The sequence below is a fragment of the Pontibacter liquoris genome, from assembly GCF_022758235.1.
GTDB classification, from domain to species: Bacteria; Bacteroidota; Bacteroidia; order Cytophagales; family Hymenobacteraceae; genus Pontibacter; species Pontibacter liquoris.
This window is the reverse complement of the sequence record NZ_JALEBG010000001.1, coordinates 2,200,888-2,218,733: the sequence shown is the minus strand read 5'-3', so window position 1 is coordinate 2,218,733 and position 17,846 is coordinate 2,200,888. Positions and strand designations below refer to the sequence as shown.

Genomic DNA, 17,846 nt, shown 5'->3' with positions numbered 1-17,846 from the left:
AACTGTTATTGATGCTGATTAATTGCTAGTCTAACCATTGAAAACTCTAATGGCACCAATAGTTCTATTTGTTTATAATAGGCCAGATCATACACTAAAGACATTGGAAGCCTTATCTAATAATTATTTAGCTGACGAATCGGTTTTATATATTTTTGCGGATGGGCCTAAGGCAGATATTACTGTAGAAGCTTTAGAAGAAATAAATTTAACAAGAAAAGTACTTAGAAAAAAACAGTGGTGCAAAGAGGTTGTTATAATTGAATCTAAAACTAATAAAGGTTTAGCAGATTCAATTGTGGATGGCATTACAAAAGTTATTAATGATCATGGAAGAGTTATAGTACTTGAAGATGATATTGTAACAAGTACTGGCTTCCTAAATTATATGAACAAGGCGTTAAGTCAATATGAATCTGAAGAACAAGTGTACCATATTGCAGGACACTTTCATCCTGTACCATGTTCTCTTCCTGAGCTTTTCTTCTACAATGTTAATTCTTGTTGGGGTTGGGCAACATGGAAAAGAGCTTGGGATAATTTTATCTGGGATATATATACTCTTAATGAAAAGTTAAAGACTAGTAAAAATTTTACTAAAAGAAATTTTAATAAAGGACAAGGAACAGCTTTTTCTGAACAGCTTGAGGCGAATGTAACTGGAGATCTCCACACTTGGGCTATAAGGTGGCATGCAAGTATTTTTTTACACAATGGATTTTGCTTGCATCCTGGTAAATCATTAGTTAGGAACATTGGCTTCGATGGTTCTGGTGAACATTGTGGGATGGATAAACGGTACTTATACCAAGAAGTTACTGATAGTGTAGCAATTAAGTCTATTCCACTAGTTGAGTCTGATTATGTAATACAATGTATCAGTGAGTATTATTCATCTTCTACAATAAACAAAAAAAATAAAAAAGGGGTAATTGCCCATGCTTTTCATAAGGTTTTTGAAACTAAAATTCTGAAGTGGGTTAAATCTTGTCTATGTAGAATATGAAGAAGGTGCAAGCATGTATAATAATCCCAGTTTACAAAGATTTTAATGAGCTTTCTATTTACGAAATAATTTCATTAGAACAGAGCTTTAAAATCTTGAATGCACATGATATTTGTTTTATTGGCCCTGAAAGACTAAACTTTACCAGTTATAATAAGAAAGCTGTAGAATTTAATATTAGGGCACAATGTCATGTCTTCTCGAATTTTTACTTTTCTGATATAGATGGATATAATCAATTACTAAAAAGCTATTTTTTTTATAGTAAATTCACTCTTTATAGCCACATTCTTATATATCAACTTGATGCATACGTTTTTAAGGATGATCTTTTTAAATGGTGTATGACAGACTTTGATTTTATTGGTGCACCGTGGTTTGAAGATTGGAGTGAATCTACATCTTTAAAAATAGCAGGAGTAGGTAATGGCGGCTTTTCACTGCATACTATTAGGTCAGCATTAGGAGTCCTTCAAAAAGTTGAAAGGCTTCATAAGGTTTTGAATATAGTAGTAGTATTATTAGGGTTGCTTAGTTTAAAAAGTAGTACAAACAAATGGTGTAATATTATTATAAGGCTTCTGTTTAAAACTGATATCAAAGAGGCTAACCTTATATTGAAGTATAAAGATATAAATATTAATGAAGATTTCTTTTGGGGGGTATTGGCCTCAAAAATATCAAAGGAATTTAAGGTTGCAGATGTAGAACATGCTTCAAAATTTAGCTTTGAAGTAAACCCTCAATATTTATTTTTGCTAAATGGAGAAGAGCTGCCTTTTGGCTGTCATGCCTGGACTAAATATCATTACGATTTTTGGAAACAATTTATACCCTCTCAAATTTAATTTTTGAAAAGGAATACATAATTAATTATTAGATATTGTTCTTAAAGTATTCCTGTTGTATAATCATTCTAACTATTAGTCATTTGTTAAAAGTTCTTAGATACTTAAAGGTACCGTTTACATACCTTAAGAAATCTTTTTTAGAAAAAAAGAGAGCTAAATCCGTCAAGCTTAAGGGCATTAATAATTATTTTTCCAACAAGGGCCTATTAACCAATGTTTTAGTTGATGTAATAGGGAATAACAATGAAATAATTATTGGTTCTAATACAATTATAAGAAATACACTTATTTATTTACGAGGAGATAATCATCGTCTTTATCTTGGCCAAAACTGTTATTTTGGTGAGGGTGAATTATGGATGGAAGATAGATATGGTTCGCTTCTGATACATGAGAACACAACTATAGAGAGAGGACATTTAGCTGTAACAGAACCTTATTCAAAGCTAGAAATTAAAAAAGATTGTATGTTAGCAAGGCATGTTGAAATCAGGACCGGTGATTCACATAGTATTTTGGATTTAGAAACTGGTAAGAGAATAAATAGGGCAGCAAATGTTACCTTGGAAGAGCATGTTTGGGTAGGAGCACATGCTAAAATCTTAAAGGGAGTAACTGTTGGCCATAATAGTGTTATTGGAACTGCCTCAATTGTAACTAAGAGTGTACCTCCTCATTCTGTAGTTGCGGGAATACCATCGAGAGTTGTTCGTACTAATATTGACTGGAAAAGAGAGCGTATTTATTAATAATTTTAATTAAGTATCTGTTAAGTCTTTATTATTTGCAGATTAACTATGGAAAATTATATCAAGGATCTATGGTTAACTTATTAAGAATAAAATCAAGTTTCTATAGAAGGTATGTGAACTATAGGTTAAACGAAATAAGAGAGAAGGTTTACTTATATTATATACGGAAATCAAATCGCAATAAAGACTTTACTATAATTTCTAATAACTGCTGGGGAGGAAGCGTGTATGAGGACCTTCAGCTTTCTTATAAAACGCCAACAGTAGGTCTTTTCTTTTTCGCTCCCTGCTATATAAAGTTTTTGATAGATCTCAGGAGTAATCTTCAGGAGGAGATAACCTTTATTAATCAATCGAAATACAAAAAGGGAAACCGATTACGTGAGATGAGTTATTATCCAATCGGTTTAATAAATGGGGAGATTGAAATTCACTTTTTGCATTATAAAAGTGAGCAGGAAGCCAAAGAGAAATGGACTAAGAGAGCTGAAAGAGTGAACTTTGATAATCTGTATTTATCTTTTTCTGATAATGAGGAATGTAATATTAATGAAATCACAGTTTTTGATAATTTACCTTATCAAAAAGTCTTTTTTAGCGCTAAAGATATACCTTCTATTAAATCACTAGTTCATTTAAAATCATTTGACGGCAAACCAAGCATTGGTAATATTTATGATAATCGTTGGCTGTATAGAAATTACTTTGATGTCGTAAAATGGCTTAATGCCTAATCCAAAAAATTATAGGAAATGAACATTCAAAATAGTATATACAAATCTCTCTCCGGGAGTTTAGAATTGTCAAAGGGAAGTAGCAAAGAACTTACTAATTGCAATAAGCCTATTTATTTTCCTAAAATTTCAATTATAACCCCCTCATTTAATCAAGGACAATTTATAGAGCAAACTATAGTATCAACTATAGAACAGAATTATCCAAATCTTGAAATAATTATCATTGATGGGGGAAGTACAGACAATACTCTTGAGGTGATAAGAAAATATGAGTCGTACATAACTTATTGGATAAGTGAACCTGATAAAGGGCAGAGCCATGCGATAAATAAGGGACTTGAACGTTGTACAGGTGATATAGTAAATTGGCTGAACAGTGATGATTGGTTAGAACCTGGTGCCTTATTTAAAGTAGCAGAAATTTTCAAGGTTAATCCAGAGATTTTAGTTGTATCAGGTTATGAGAATCATGTTTGGAACAATGGAAAAACTATTCTTAGAGAAGGAACTGTACTTAAAGAGTCTCTTGAAGAAACTATTGAATTTTGCCAGATTGCTCAACCATCTACCTTCTTTAGATTAAGAGAGTTCAAACAAATTAGTCCTGTACCGGAAGACATGCACTTTATCATGGATGGAGAGCTTTGGGTACGGTTCCTTTTATTATATGGTCAACAAAACTTTTATAAACTCAAAGACCCTGTAGTGAATTTCAGATTCCATGAAAATTCTAAAACTGTGTCTAATCAAGTAAAAGATAATTTTTTAAATGAGCGTAGCAGTATTATTTTAGATCTGCAGCGTTTTATAATGGTACCCGAATTTATTAGAAGCTTCTGGGAAAAGTATATTTATTCAGACGCAGATGTTAGGCAGTTAAATAGGGATTGGAAATTTGGTTGTTCAATTAACCAAAAACAACTAAAAATATATTTTATAAAAAAATTTATTAATTTATGCTTTATTAAAAAGGACTTTGCCAATGCAAAAAGCGGAATTTATGAGCTAATGAAAATAGGGAAATTTGATACCTTTTTGTTAAAACACTTCTGCAAACTTCTTGTATCAAAGCTATTTTAAAATGTCTAATGAATTGCCCCTTGCTTCTGTAATTATACCTTGTTATAATGTAGATAAATATGTTAAGAAGTCTATCCTTTCAATAGTCAACCAAACTTATAAAAACATTGAAATAATTCTAGTTGATGATGCGTCTACAGATAACACCTTAAAAATAATTAGAAATATAAATGATAATAGAATCAAGATCATCGCATTAGAAAAAAACACACTTAAAATTGGTGCTGTTAATACAGCTTTACAAACAGTTAGAGGTGATTTAATTGCCTTTCAGGATGCAGATGATTGGTCTGAGCCCGATAGAATAGAGAAACAAGTCAAGGTTTTCTTAGATGACGCTGATCTAAGAATTTGCTTTACCAATTACAGATATGTTAATAGCCCTAAAAAGCAGGTTAATTTGATATCCCTGACAGATGAGCATTTAAAAGACGAATTTCTTTCCTTTGGAAATCGAAAGTTTACAAACTTTGCACCAACTATGTGTGCAACCATGATGATAAGAAGGGAAGTACTATCGATCTATCCAGGATATCATCAGTACTTTGCGGGGAGAGTTGCTGAGGATATTTATTGGGTTTATAATATTCTGAAAGTCTATAAGGGAGTGTCTATCGCAGAACCTTTGTACACTATTCAACAACGTCTGTATTCATTAACACATAATCAATTAACAGGAGTAAACGCTAAAGCTGCTTATACCTGGCCACTACTAGCCAGGATAATTCAGATAGAACAGACATCTAAATTGGATATATTGTCTTCTAATAACTGTGAGTTACTCCAATCTATAGAGCTTCAGGCTTGTGAAGAAGCTTTAGTTGAACAGATTAAAAATTACCACAAACTAAGGATAAGTTTTGAAACAAGCTTTAGATATCGTCTTGGTAAAGCTATATTATCTCCGGTAAGATTTTTCAAAAGGTTAATTAATCTTAAATAAAAGTCAGATATTAACTGTTTTTATATCATGCATCTTATTCGCTTAGTCAATTTTTGAAAATAGCAATCCTTAGCCGGCCGGATTATCGAAGTCCCAGAATTTTAGCTGAGTCATTAAAATATCAGCTAAAAAATGTTGGAATAAATGCTGATATCTTCCATAATATAGATGTTTTAGCAAGGCTATACTCTTATCAGGAGCAAGCTCACAGGTACAAATACCATTTTTGGCTTCGAAAAAAGTTTCAAAGCTTTTTTCAAGACCATTTATTTTTAAAAAAACTAAAGCAATATGATGCTATTGTTATTTGCGAATGTACACCAAATGGTTTTTGGAAAGATCATTATAATATTGAAAAATTAAAGAATATTACTGGTAAGCCCGTACTCTATTACGAGGTATATTATTTAGGTAATGCTCCTACACAAATTGACCAGCTTTTAGCTAAAAGTGATCCTACCATTGAGAGATACGATTACCATCTGGCTGTAACTGACACAACTGAAATCAATAATGCTAAAGGTCCTTGGTCATGTATAGGCTTAGATCTTCGCAATACAGGCCTTATACCAAATACAAAAGATGAGTTTATCGTTTTAGTTGATTTTGCACAGGCTGGATACGAATCTCATAGGGAAGATCAACTAGAAGTTCTAAATGAATTAGGAATTAAGTATATCGCTTTATCAGGGGAATATACTACTACAGAGATTAGAGCAATTTATAACAAATCCAGTGTAATTTTATTACAGTTCCCAGAAGCGTTTGGCTTGCCGATAGCTGAATGCCTGACTGCAGGGGTGCAAATATTTACTTCAAGCTCATCTTGGCCAATGTCTTGGCGATTAGATGAAAATCCGCAAATACATCAGGAAGGTAAATTGCCGGATATCTTTACAGTTTATCATTCTAGAAATGATTTGATTAATAAACTAATAGCTTTTCAGACAAACTATGATCTTTTAAATACTCCTAAAGAGGTATTTGAAAAGTTTATAGATTATTATCCTCATTTTTATGAAGGGAATAAAGTTGAATTGATGAAAGTTTTAGAACTTATTGAAAGAAAGAGTATTAAGTAATGGCCACCATTCTTTCAATCATACCCTATAATTTTTACCCACCGGTTGGAGGTGGTGCTTTGCGTTGCTTTAACATTTTAAAAGAAATGGCTCGTATGCATACAGTTTATGTTGTTACGACCCAACCGGAAGGCTCCTTTACTTCAGTTAATGGCTATACTCTGCCAGAGAATGTAGTTATTAAGAGTACCTCCAGAATACATATACCCGACTCTGCTTCCGGTATCTATATGAAGACTATGAATGCGATTAGTTATAGGGTAAAGAAGCGGATAATTAGGGGGCAAGCCAACAGTTACTTTCTGGCATCATATCCCATTATAACATCCTTAATAAGGGAGTTAAAATTTGATATAGTATATTATGAAAATCTTGAAGCAGTTGGGGAACTATCAGCACTTATTAAACGGCTAAGTCCTGGTTCTGTCCATTTATATGATGCTCATAATGTAGATTCAGACCTCTGGGCACAACAGGCAAAAGCACTGCAGGATAATAGATTATTGAGCTATGCTAATTGCGCACTGCAACAGGAAAAGCAACTACATAAAAGTGTAGATTGCTTCTTTTGCTGTAGCAAAGAAGACAGAGAAAAACTTATTGGACTAAATAAGGCTAATATACCGGGAATAGTTGTATCCAATGGAGTTGACACTTCAAAGAAGCCTTATGATGAGGATGCTTTGAAGTATAGCAAAAAGGAAATTATATTCTGTGGCAGCCTGAATTACCAGCCAAATATGGAAGGCTTGCAATGGTTTTATAGTGATGTATTTCCTACACTCAAATCGGAACTACCTGGTTTGGTGCTTACTGTAGTTGGCCAGAACGCTTCTGTGGATTATTATAAAGCCTTTATTGAAGACAAAAATGTAAACTTTGTTGGTACTGTCCCTGATGTAAATCCATATTATTACAGAGCGTCAGTTGCCATTGTACCCTTGCTAAGTGGAAGCGGTACGCGACTAAAGATACTTGAAGCCATGAGCCTTGGCAATCCTGTAGTTTCAACGACAATAGGTGCAGAGGGTATAAGGTATGAAGATGGAAAACATCTGCTGATCGCTGATCATCCGCAAGCTTTTGTCGCTCAGATCTTAGCGTTGCTCACAAATGGACAGAAGTTTGATTCGATAAGACGAAATGCACGGAAGTTGGTAAAGCAACAATACGATTGGCAAGTGATTGGGGAAAGTATAAATACTCAAATCAAGAGTTTATTAAAAGAGAAAGATGGAGGGCGATAAAGATTTAATGCAGCCGCTGATTAGTATTTTAATGACGGCCTTTAATCGTGAATCCTACATCAGTGAGGCGATAGATAGCGTCTTAAAATCCAGCTATACTAATTGGGAATTGATCATAACTGATGACTGCTCTTCAGACAGAACTTTAGAAATTGCAAAGGAATATGAAAGCTCCGATAGCAGAATCGCTGTATACAAGAATGAGAGAAACCTGGGTGATTATCCAAACAGGAACCGTGCCGCCAGTTATGCAAAGGGAGACTTACTGACATACTTGGATTCTGATGATCTACTTCATGAAGATTCTCTAGTAAAATGCACCACAGCCTTTTCTCTTAATAAGAAGGCACAATTTGGAGTTTTTAGTCCAGAGGGCCACTTGGAGCCATTTGCTTTGGATCCGGAGTCTGCTATAAAGAAACACTTTTTCACAAAGCCATTCCTGCAGATAGGGCCGGGAGGAATGATCATAAAAAGAAAATTCTTTGAATACTTAGAGGGGTTTCCAACCAAATATGGACCTGCCAATGATGGTTATTTCAACCTTAAAGCAGCATCTGAAGCACACGTTTTGGTTTTTCCATTTCCCATATCATACTATAGAAGACATGAGGGACAGGAGGTTAATAATAAATATGCTTACTTACATAACTCTTATTGCTACTTAAGAGATGCTTTGGACGAACTTAACTTACATTTAGATCAGAAAGATATTCAATACCTTCAAAAGAAAAACAAAAGGCGGTTTATCGTTAACGTTTTCGCTTTTTATGCTAAGTCCAATGACTTAAAACGCTCTAAGCAGTCCTTGCGATCAGCTAATTTTAGTATAAGAGATGCTTTTGAAGGTATCTTTCATTTATGAAAAACTAGTCAGCTTTCAGATTCAAGTATAGCTTAAACTTAGAATTATAAATAAGAATGGTTAAAATATATATGATTTAAATATATTTAATTTAAAACTTACTTGCCTTTACACAAGTAGAGACATTGTTTTGAGTTATATGGGCAATTTGATAGAGAAGATAAGATTTAAGGGTTCGTTCTACAAAGCAAATGCGAGGTACGTGGCTGTTAAATCCTACCTGAGATATAAAAATTTAACACCTAATGTGCTATCAGTAGAGTCTACGGTAAAAAAGATAATAGTTAGTAAGAGCTCTGTTGCGAGATTTGGAGATGGGGAGATCAGGCTGATGAGAGGGGAGGATATTGAATTTCAAAATGCTTCCAAAGAGCTATCCCTTAGACTTCAGGAGGTTCTTAGATCCAATGAAAAAGGAATCATTATCTGTATCCCTGATGTTTTTAGTAATCTCAATCAGTATAAAGACAAGGCAAAGTATATTTGGATTAAACATCTGGCAAAATATTATGGTTATTGGGCTAAATCGTTAAATTCTGATACTATTTATTATAATGCATTTATTACAAGGCCATATATAATTTACAAGAGTATTACACTCGCTAATGAAAGGTTTAATTCTATAAAATCAGTATGGCATGAAAAGAATATTATTATAATTGAGGGTAGCAAAAGCCGTTTAGGGCTAGGTAATGATCTTTTCGATAATACTAAATCAATTAAAAGGATATTATGCCCGACAGTAAATGCCTTTAGTAAATACAATGATATTCTAGAAGAAGCTAAGAAGATAAGGAAAGATAATGTTATTTTAATAGCTCTTGGGCCCACAGCTACTGTTTTAGCCTATGATCTTCACCAAGAAGGATATCAGGCTATTGATATAGGGCATATAGACATTGAGTATGAATGGTATAAGATGAAAGCAAATTGGACAATTAATGTTCCCGATAAGCATACAAATGAAGCACTTGATAATAAAGCGCCGGAGCATGTGTCTGATGTAACATATAATTTACAAATCATAGCTACAGTTTTATAGGATTGTGGTATAAAGCTCATAAAGATAATGTCTGCAGCTCCAGAATCGGCTTATTTTCCCATAGTGTCTGTTATAATCCCAGTTTACAACAGTCAGCATATATTGTCGGATTCTATCAAATCAGTTTTATCGCAAACTTATTCGAATATTGAGCTGATTATTGTAGATGATTCTTCAACAGATCAGAGTTACGCTATAGCTAAAGCTTTTGAATCAGATAGATGCAGAATTATCAGGCAAAAGAACGCTGGGGCAGCTGCAGCCCGTAATACGGGGCTGGCAAATGCAACAGGAAAATATATTCAATTCCTGGATGTAGATGACTTTCTTTCGGAAGATAAGATTGAAAAACAAGTTGAAGCCTTAAAGAGGCAGCCAAATAAAGTCGCCGTTTGTGATCATATTGATTTTTTCAATGAGGAAGAGTTATTGAATAAGAGCAGGAAAGTAGATCAGTCATCCTACATTTATTCCACGGATTACCCTGCAAACTTTTTAATAAACCTGTACGGAGGGTACGGCAAACCTCATTTTATACAGACAAACTCCTGGCTGGTTCCGCGTCATTTGATAGATAAAGCAGGCGGTTGGCGTAACTATAGATGCCCCGATGATGACGGCGAATTTTTTACCCGTGTTGTTCTGGCCAGCGAAGGTGTCTTGCATGTACCGGGGGTTTATAATTATTACCGAAGGTCATTAAGGGAGGCTAGCTTAAGCCAGAAAACTGGTAAAAATTATCTTCAGAATACCTTGTTAACAATTGATCTGAAGCATTCTTATTTGCTTAAAAAGACAAACACGTCAGAGTTAAGAAAAGCTATCGCTACGCAATACCTGAATTTTGCCGTTTCATCCTATCCAAAACACAGGGTACTTTCTAAAATAGCCTTAAGGAGATACAATGCCCTGGACACTAATGCCGCTTTACCAACGCTTGGTGGAGGATTGATAGAAGTAATCAAGCATACTTTAGGGTGGAAAGCTGCACGCTTGGTGAAATATTATTTGAGGGAAGAAAGATGAAGTCAAAGAATATACTTTTTCTGACCACTAACAATCTTACTACAAACCCTCGCTTGTTAAAGGAAGTAAAGGTTGCTGTGGAAGCCGGTTACCTTCCCACTGTTGTTCTTTTCGATTTTGACAACTGGACTAATAATATTGAGCATAGTTTAAGAGAATCTCTTGAAGGGGTAAAGTTTATAACTATACCTGCTACAAGAAAAAATTTATTAAGCTGGCTATTTTCTTCTGGCGTGCAATACGGCTGCAGGAAGGTTTATAAATTTTTAAAATTTTCCCGAAGAGTAAATGCTTTTGCTTCTGATAAAAGAAGTTATTTACTGAATCGCAGCCTAGAAAGCTTACCTTCTTCATACGACTTCATCATAAGCCATAATTTAGGGTCCCTTTACCCGGCCTATAATTTTGCTGAAAAATACACTATACCCTTTGCTTTTGACATTGAAGATTATCATCCTGGCGAAATGGTATCACGGGATGCCGGAAATGAAAAAGAAAGAAGGGAATTCATACTGAAAAAGTTACTGCCTACCGCGGCCTATGTTAGTTATGCAAGCCCGCTCATTGGTGAAGCTACATTTAGCTTCATACATGATGTGTCTGAACAGAAACGTTTTTTATTGAATAATGCATTTTCTTTGCTTGAATTCCAGCAGCCGAAATCCTTGTCGAATTCTAGAACTAAGTTAGTGTGGTTTTCTCAAAATATTGCAGCAGGCAGAGGGCTTGAGTTGGTTATACCGGTACTTTATAGTTTTAGAGATCGTGTGAAATTGACGTTGATAGGAAATTTAATACCGGAATTTTATGAAGCTTTCTTAAAGCAATATGATGATGTGATCGAATATAGAGAACCTTTACCTCAGTCAGAACTTCATTTACAACTTGCAAATTATGATATAGGCCTAGCAATTGAAATAAGCAGGAGTGATATAAATAAGGATATAGCCCTCTCCAACAAACTTATTGCCTATGCACAGGCGGGATTATTTGTTTTAGCGACAGACACCCGGGGACAAGCATTATTTATAGATGAACACCCGCAGATAGGAAGTGTTTTTCAGCAGAGTACAGAGGGGTTTGAAACAGCTTTCAGACAGGTGTTGGCGAAATTACAACCGATCCGGGAGGCGAAGCAAACACGATTTGCAGCAGCAAGAGAGCTTGCCTGGGAGAAAGAAGCCGAAAAGTTGACAGAAATCTGGCAGACATTTTAACGTAATGAAGAACCTCCTGATCATCTATCCGCATTGGGTGCCCTCCAACCTGGCTGGGGTACACCGGCCCCGGCTGATCGCCAACTTTCTCAAAGAATTTGGTTGGCAACCAGTAGTGCTGACAGTAAAGGCCGCCTATTATGAGGAAGTGCCGGACCTGGATATCGCTAAAACAGTTTCTCCTGATGTGGAAGTAGTGTATACAAAAGCTTTTGGCATCACAAATCCGCGACTGGTAGGGGATATTGGCCTGCGGGCTTTTCCTTTCCTGTACCGGAAAGCCCTTGAGCTGCTGCAAAGCCGTCCCATTGATTTTATTTGGATCCCCATACCATCCTTTTATACCGCTTTGTTAGGAAGGCTGCTGCACGCCAAAACGGGTGTCCAGTATGGTATTGATTACATTGACCCCTGGGTGCGCGATATCAGCAACCGCCGCGACTGGCGATCGAAGTTGAGCCTGTTGGTAGCCAGGTGGCTGGAACCCATTGCAGTAAAAAAAGCTGCGTTGATTTCCGGTGTGTCTTCGGCGTATTATGCCCCTGTACTGGATCGTAATTTCAATAAAAGGCACGTGGCGCATGTAGGCATGCCATATGGCTTCGACCCCCGAGACCACCAGGTTAAAGTGGACAAGATTACCTTACCGTGGGCAAACATGGATTGCCAGCCATTAGTTTATGCAGGTGCCTTTCTGCCCAATTCCCATTTGTTTATTAAACTATTGTTCCAGTCTATAAAGCAGAAAGTAGAGCAGGGCGCATGGGATAACCGGAAGCAACTGTTTTTTTTAGGAACAGGCGCTTATGCGGGCAATACGATCGCTGATTATGCCCGGCATTATGGAATCGAGACTGTTGTGCATGAGGTGCGGGAGCGGTTTCCTTTTTTGCATGTGCTTCATTTTCTTTCAGCTTCTTTTGCTGTTATGATCATCGGCAGTACTGAAAAGCATTATACCGCGTCCAAAACTTTCCAGGCCTTATTAAGCAACAGGCCGGTATTCGGGATATTGCATGGCGAGAGCAGCGCCGTTACGGTAATGAAGGAGAGTGGAGCAGAAGACCTACTGGTTGAGTACAGGGAGGAAGTAGCTGAACAGCAATTATTAGAGGATATAGTAAGTAAGCTGGATACTCTACTTCACGATGAGATTTCCTGGAGCCCTCAGTTACAGGTGCTATACAAATATTCTGCGAAGGCTTCTGCTCAAGCATTAGTGCAAAAGTTAGAGGAGCTAACATGAAACGCTTAGCTGTAGTTGCAACGCACCCGGTGCAATACAATGCACCTATATTTAGAATGCTTTCTGCAATAGGAAAACTTGATTTAAAAGTATTCTATACCTGGTTCCAGGCGAAAGAACAAGTTTTTGATCCGGGATTCGGAAAAGTAATTACATGGGATATACCTTTACTGGAGGGATATTCCTATCTGTTTACAAGAAATAAAACTGCTACGATAGGACCCAAAACGTTCTGGAGCATACAAAATCCTGAATTGATCAAGGAAATAGAAGATTATAACCCGGACGCTATTCTGGTTATAGGTTGGAATTATTATTCGCATTTACAGGTAATGCGTCATTTCAACGGAAAAGTGCCCGTCTTGTTCAGAGGTGACTCCACTTTGCTGAATGACAAAAAGGGTATAAAAAAGCAGCTGCGACGATTGGTGTTAAGGCAGATCTATCGTTATGTTGATTTTGCCCTTTTTGTTGGCAGCCAGAACAAAGCCTATTATCTAGAACACGGTTTGAAGCCGGAACAGCTTATTTTTGCGCCACATGCAATAGAAAATAATAGATTTAGCTCTGACATAGATGGTGAAGCTGACTTGTGGGCAAAAAATAATTTAACTCGCTTAGGTATACCTGCTGCGGCCAAAGTCTTTCTCTATGCCGGTAAACTGGAATCTGTTAAAAATCCGGAACTCTTGCTGAAAGCCTTTGCTGCGCCTGCTATTGACGCGCACCTGATTCTGGTTGGTAATGGACAACTGGAGTTTAAGCTGAAAAGTAAGTATAAGAATTGCGCAAAGGTTCATTATATGGATTTTCAGAATCAGACATTGATGCCAGCAGTTTACAGAATGGCCGATGTATTTGTATTGGGGTCTGACAGCGAAACATGGGGATTGGCTGTGAACGAAGCAATGGCGTGCGGAAAAGCAGTACTTGTGAGCGACAAAGTAGGTTGCGCAATTGATCTGGTACAGCCTGGTGTAAACGGGTTTATCTTCGAGGCAGGGAGTATAGACAGCCTACAGGAGAAACTGCACTTGTTGAGCAGTATGACTAAAGCGGAGCTAAGTTACATGGGGAAGGCTTCTGCCCTCAAAATCCAGGATTGGAATTACGATAAAATATGTGTTGCCGTCGAGGAACTGTTAAAAGGGTAAGTAAATTTTGAGTAAATGGTAGAAGCGTTAAACAATGAGGCCGGTACATCTAAAGCTATTTTTCATATAGCCTCTATTGCAATTGTATCCATTCTACTGTTGGCATTTACTTCCATGACATTTCTTGCTCTGGTTGGCGCTCTTTTTTCACTTTATGTTTTCACTGAACTTCTTTTCGGATTTGGGCAGGGAATCCCGGTAAATCTTATAATTATTTTTCTGGCCTGTCTACAATGGATTGTCGGTCCCATTTTAAGTTACTATACAGGTGTAAATCATCCATTTTATGGCATGCAAGTACCGGAAGAAGAATATTTTAGTTTTGCTGTACCAGGGGTTATTCTCTATCATTTAGGGCTGCTTTTACCTGTGGCTCGTGTACGACATATTTCCAGAACCGCAGTTCAGGAACTGGAGGAAGCGTCATCTCACAAGATAAAAGGTGCCTATTACCTGATAGTTCTTGGCTTTCTTGCTTCTATTAGCAGTAGCTTTGTTCCACCTTCGCTTTTCTTTTTTTTATATCTCCTGTCTTTGTTAAAATTTGTAGGAGCCTTTTATCTGTACATAAGTCCTTCCAGAAACAATACCATTCTCTATATCGTGTTTGCCGCACTTTTGCTGGAAGTACTTGCTTCTGCTGTCTTCCACGATCTTGTGTTATGGGCGATGTTCTTTCTTTTCATCTATACCATCAAGAACAAGGTTAGTCTTAAAAAAAAGTTGTTTGCTGTTTTTGTTGGTTTTTTTATGCTACTTGTTCTACAGGCTGTAAAGTACCAGTATAGAAACATAGCCTGGTCAAACGCCTCCTTAAGCTCTTTCAATAGAACTGAACTATTTATGAGCATGGTAATGAAAACTTTGTATGCGCCTGAACAGTTACTTGATATCCAAAGAAGTGAAAATACCATCACGAGGCTAAATCAGGGTTGGATTATCACGAGGGTGATGCGTTACATACCTTATAACCAGCCGTTCGCTGAAGGAGAAACCATAAATGCGGCATTCAGTGCAGCCCTTCTGCCTCGTTTTATATCAGAGAATAAGGCAATAGCCGGAGGTCGGGGAAACATGCAACGCTTCACGGGCATCATCCTGCAGGATGGTACCAGCATGAACATCAGCCTGCTAGGAGAAGGATATGGCAACTACGGAAGAACGGGAGCCATCTGGTTTATGTTCCTGATTGGGATTGTCTTCAGCTTCATCCTGCGGGTCATCATCTTAAAAAGCAGGCAGCACCCCACGTACGTCTTATGGATCCCATTTCTTTTTTTGCAGGTTGTGAAGGCGGAAACAGATCTGGCTACGACCCTGAACTACCTGGTAAAGGCGACAATTGTGATGCTGCTGGTTTTTTATTCTTTCCGGAAAGTTCTTAAAGTGGAGATATAGGAAATCTAACTTAAACCCTTAACTTCAGTCATTATACTCAAACATTACCAAGTACCTGCCTTGCCTACGATCACGCTTTTTTTACGTCCAAACCGCGCAGGTGCTTACAGCATTGAAAACCTGTTTCTGGCCCTTTACCCTCATATACGGAAAGGCACGGAGGCAAGGCTTTATACTTTAAAAAGCAAAAATGCTGGCTTGTTTAACAGGTGGAAACTCGTGCGCGAGCTACGGGAAAACAGGAGCAGGCATGTGAATCATATTACGGGCGACATTACCTATACTGCGCTCTTTCTGAGCAGGCGCTCGATCGTTCTCACCATCCACGATGTGGAATCGCTGGAACGGCAGAATGTGCTGGCCGCATGGGCGCTGCAACTGCTTTGGCTCAAATGGCCGGTCTCGCGGGCCCGCTTTGTAACGGTGGTATCGCACCAGACCAAAGCCAGACTGCTGGAACAGGTGCCGGTAAACCCCGGGAAAGTGATCGTGATTCCGAACCCTGTTTCTGAGTTGTTTCAGTACGTACCGAAGCTCTTTCAGAAAGAAATGCCGGCGATTCTGCAGATCGGAACGAAGCAAAACAAAAACCTAGAACGAACGATCAAAGCCCTGGCAGGCATACCTTGTAAACTCACCATAATCGGGATGTTAACCCCTGCGCAACAAGAGCTTTTACAGGAATGTCGCATCGATTTTGAAAACAAGGCAGGTCTGACGAATGAGGAGCTGGCAGCCGAATATAGAAAGGCTGATATTGTCAGTTTTGTTTCTATATTTGAAGGATTCGGAATGCCGATCGTGGAGGCCAATGCGACCGGAAGGGTGGTGCTGACGAGCAATGTGAGCGCCATGCCTGAAGTGGCAGGCAACGCGGCCTTGTTGGTTGATCCGCATAGTATAGCCGCCATCCGGGAAGGTTTTTTGGAACTGATCCGAAATGATGCGCTTCGGGAAACACTGATCGCGAATGGGCTGCAGAATGCTAAAAAGTATCAGCCCGAGTTGATTGCCCGACAGTATCTGGCCCTGTACGAAAGGATGTTAACATGATGAAGAAAAAGGTGCTCCTGACAGTCGATTGGTTTGTACCCGGCTATAAAGCAGGCGGGCCTGTACAATCGTGTGCCAACTTGGTAGCCCATCTGAAGGAGGAAATCGACTTTTATATTATCACCCGTGACACGGATTATTGTGAAACGCTGCCATACCAGGGCATCACCTCAGACGCCTGGAATACACTGGATGCCCATATCCAAGTATACTACTTCTCGGCAGGTAAGCTGACATTCCGGAACCTACATCAGGTGATCCGGTCGGTAGCGCCGGATATTGCCTATATCAATGGCATTTATTCGCTTTACTTTTCGATCCTGCCCCTTTATATTCTAAAGCGTCAGCAACACCCGCATATCATTGTTTCGGCTAGGGGCATGCTGGCCTCGAGCGCCATTAACGTAAAACGCCACCGGAAAAAGTTGTTCTTAAGTATAGCCAAGCGTCTGAGGCTGTACAAGGGTATCATATTTCATGCCACCCATGAAGGAGAGAAGCAGGCTATACTTCAGGCGATCGATTCCGAAGCTACAGTTTTAGTAGCGCCAAACCTGCCGAAAGTAACCGATGCACACGCAAACAGCAGACGTGCCAAAACAGCAGGTGAGTTGAAGCTTGTCAACATTGCGCGCATTTCACCTGAAAAGAACTTACTTTATGCCTTAGAAGTGCTGGCAGGCTGGCAGCATAGCGGCAGGATCAGTTTTGATATCTATGGTCCTGTATACGATGTCGCATATTGGGAAGCTTGCCAGGAACTGATGAAACGCTTACCCTCAACTATCAACGCAACCTATAAAGGCAGTTTAAAGACTAATGAAGTGGTTGCAACTTTAAATCAAAATCATGCCTTGTGGATGCCTACGCGGGGAGAAAATTTTGGGCATATCATCCTGGAAAGTTTTACCAGCGGCTGCCCTGTGCTCATCAGCGACCAGACACCCTGGCAGGACCTGGCGCACCGGCAAGTTGGCTTTGATCTGCCCTTAAGCACTCCGGCGGCTTTTGTAAATGCCCTGGAAACCTTTGTGCATATGGGGCAGGAAGCCTATGACCGTTGGTCTGAAAATGCATATCATTACGGGCAGCAGGTAATAAACGATAAGGATGCCGTAGCGTTAAACCAGTTAATGTTCCGATAAAT

General features: G+C 38.2%; 17 protein-coding genes. All 17 read left to right on the top strand.

The genetic code is table 11. The features are described 5' to 3' along the window. Window positions 1-49 precede the first annotated feature (49 nt). Entirely contained in the window at window positions 50-1,006 is a 957-nt protein-coding gene (locus LWL52_RS09185) for a glycosyltransferase family 2 protein (RefSeq protein ID WP_242919064.1), read from the top strand. After that, a complete protein-coding gene (locus tag LWL52_RS09180; RefSeq protein WP_242919062.1) occupies window positions 1,003-1,854 on the top strand; it encodes a DUF5672 family protein in 852 nt (283 codons plus the stop codon). Before LWL52_RS09185 ends, LWL52_RS09180 begins: the two co-directional genes overlap by 4 nt. Window positions 1,855-1,937: 83 nt before the next feature. After that, window positions 1,938-2,606, top strand: a complete 669-nt coding sequence (locus LWL52_RS09175) for an acyltransferase (RefSeq protein ID WP_242919060.1) — start codon at window positions 1,938-1,940, stop codon at window positions 2,604-2,606. Window positions 2,607-2,677: 71 nt separating this feature from the next. Next, window positions 2,678-3,343, top strand: coding sequence for a DUF1919 domain-containing protein (locus tag LWL52_RS09170; RefSeq protein WP_242919058.1), 666 nt, complete (start codon window positions 2,678-2,680; stop codon window positions 3,341-3,343). 18 nt (window positions 3,344-3,361) lie between these two features. Beyond that, window positions 3,362-4,426: a glycosyltransferase family 2 protein gene (locus LWL52_RS09165; RefSeq protein ID WP_242919056.1), complete on the top strand. Its 1,065-nt coding sequence runs from the start codon at window positions 3,362-3,364 to the stop codon at window positions 4,424-4,426. A gap of 1 nt (window position 4,427) precedes the next feature. After that, window positions 4,428-5,369 carry a glycosyltransferase family 2 protein gene (locus LWL52_RS09160; protein ID WP_242919054.1) on the top strand — a complete coding sequence of 314 codons (942 nt, stop codon included), beginning with the start codon at window positions 4,428-4,430 and terminating at the stop codon, window positions 5,367-5,369. A 53-nt stretch (window positions 5,370-5,422) separates the two neighbouring features. Further along, window positions 5,423-6,451: a glycosyltransferase family protein gene (locus tag LWL52_RS09155; RefSeq protein ID WP_242919052.1), complete on the top strand. Its 1,029-nt coding sequence runs from the start codon at window positions 5,423-5,425 to the stop codon at window positions 6,449-6,451. Continuing rightward, window positions 6,451-7,698 (top strand): glycosyltransferase family 4 protein, encoded by a 1,248-nt coding sequence (locus tag LWL52_RS09150; RefSeq protein ID WP_242919050.1) that lies wholly within the window; start codon window positions 6,451-6,453, stop codon window positions 7,696-7,698. Before LWL52_RS09155 ends, LWL52_RS09150 begins: the two co-directional genes overlap by 1 nt. Continuing rightward, window positions 7,685-8,563 carry a glycosyltransferase family 2 protein gene (locus LWL52_RS09145; protein WP_242919048.1) on the top strand — a complete coding sequence of 293 codons (879 nt, stop codon included), beginning with the start codon at window positions 7,685-7,687 and terminating at the stop codon, window positions 8,561-8,563. The genes LWL52_RS09150 and LWL52_RS09145 overlap by 14 nt, the downstream gene beginning before the upstream one ends. Window positions 8,564-8,711: 148 nt before the next feature. After that, entirely contained in the window at window positions 8,712-9,605 is an 894-nt protein-coding gene (locus LWL52_RS09140) for an SP_1767 family glycosyltransferase (RefSeq protein ID WP_242919046.1), read from the top strand. Between the two features lie 27 nt (window positions 9,606-9,632). Next, a complete protein-coding gene (locus LWL52_RS09135; protein ID WP_242919045.1) occupies window positions 9,633-10,631 on the top strand; it encodes a glycosyltransferase family 2 protein in 999 nt (332 codons plus the stop codon). Continuing rightward, window positions 10,628-11,848 carry a glycosyltransferase family protein gene (locus LWL52_RS09130; RefSeq protein ID WP_242919043.1) on the top strand — a complete coding sequence of 407 codons (1,221 nt, stop codon included), beginning with the start codon at window positions 10,628-10,630 and terminating at the stop codon, window positions 11,846-11,848. Before LWL52_RS09135 ends, LWL52_RS09130 begins: the two co-directional genes overlap by 4 nt. A 37-nt stretch (window positions 11,849-11,885) precedes the next feature. Next, window positions 11,886-13,094, top strand: a complete 1,209-nt coding sequence (locus tag LWL52_RS09125; RefSeq protein ID WP_242919041.1) for a glycosyltransferase family protein — start codon at window positions 11,886-11,888, stop codon at window positions 13,092-13,094. Then, a complete protein-coding gene (locus LWL52_RS09120) occupies window positions 13,091-14,248 on the top strand; it encodes a glycosyltransferase family 4 protein (protein ID WP_242919039.1) in 1,158 nt (385 codons plus the stop codon). Before LWL52_RS09125 ends, LWL52_RS09120 begins: the two co-directional genes overlap by 4 nt. A gap of 15 nt (window positions 14,249-14,263) precedes the next feature. Continuing rightward, window positions 14,264-15,646: a hypothetical protein gene (locus LWL52_RS09115; protein ID WP_242919037.1), complete on the top strand. Its 1,383-nt coding sequence runs from the start codon at window positions 14,264-14,266 to the stop codon at window positions 15,644-15,646. Between the two features lie 60 nt (window positions 15,647-15,706). After that, window positions 15,707-16,699: a glycosyltransferase family 4 protein gene (locus LWL52_RS09110; protein ID WP_255748873.1), complete on the top strand. Its 993-nt coding sequence runs from the start codon at window positions 15,707-15,709 to the stop codon at window positions 16,697-16,699. Further along, window positions 16,696-17,844: a glycosyltransferase family 4 protein gene (locus LWL52_RS09105; protein ID WP_242919032.1), complete on the top strand. Its 1,149-nt coding sequence runs from the start codon at window positions 16,696-16,698 to the stop codon at window positions 17,842-17,844. Before LWL52_RS09110 ends, LWL52_RS09105 begins: the two co-directional genes overlap by 4 nt. Window positions 17,845-17,846 lie beyond the last annotated feature (2 nt).

Excerpts from the sequence above, each read along its gene's own strand:
- LWL52_RS09185 (WP_242919064.1), top strand. The coding sequence starts at position 50 with ATGGCACCAATAGTTCTATTTGTTTATAATAGGCCAGATCATACACTA.
- LWL52_RS09180 (WP_242919062.1), top strand. The coding sequence starts at position 1,003 with ATGAAGAAGGTGCAAGCATGTATAATAATCCCAGTTTACAAAGATTTT.
- LWL52_RS09170 (WP_242919058.1), top strand. The coding sequence starts at position 2,678 with ATGGTTAACTTATTAAGAATAAAATCAAGTTTCTATAGAAGGTATGTG.
- LWL52_RS09165 (WP_242919056.1), top strand. The coding sequence starts at position 3,362 with ATGAACATTCAAAATAGTATATACAAATCTCTCTCCGGGAGTTTAGAA.
- LWL52_RS09160 (WP_242919054.1), top strand. The coding sequence starts at position 4,428 with ATGTCTAATGAATTGCCCCTTGCTTCTGTAATTATACCTTGTTATAAT.
- LWL52_RS09150 (WP_242919050.1), top strand. The coding sequence starts at position 6,451 with ATGGCCACCATTCTTTCAATCATACCCTATAATTTTTACCCACCGGTT.
- LWL52_RS09145 (WP_242919048.1), top strand. The coding sequence starts at position 7,685 with ATGGAGGGCGATAAAGATTTAATGCAGCCGCTGATTAGTATTTTAATG.
- LWL52_RS09135 (WP_242919045.1), top strand. The coding sequence starts at position 9,633 with ATGTCTGCAGCTCCAGAATCGGCTTATTTTCCCATAGTGTCTGTTATA.
- LWL52_RS09130 (WP_242919043.1), top strand. The coding sequence starts at position 10,628 with ATGAAGTCAAAGAATATACTTTTTCTGACCACTAACAATCTTACTACA.
- LWL52_RS09120 (WP_242919039.1), top strand. The coding sequence starts at position 13,091 with ATGAAACGCTTAGCTGTAGTTGCAACGCACCCGGTGCAATACAATGCA.
- LWL52_RS09115 (WP_242919037.1), top strand. The coding sequence starts at position 14,264 with ATGGTAGAAGCGTTAAACAATGAGGCCGGTACATCTAAAGCTATTTTT.
- LWL52_RS09105 (WP_242919032.1), top strand. The coding sequence starts at position 16,696 with ATGATGAAGAAAAAGGTGCTCCTGACAGTCGATTGGTTTGTACCCGGC.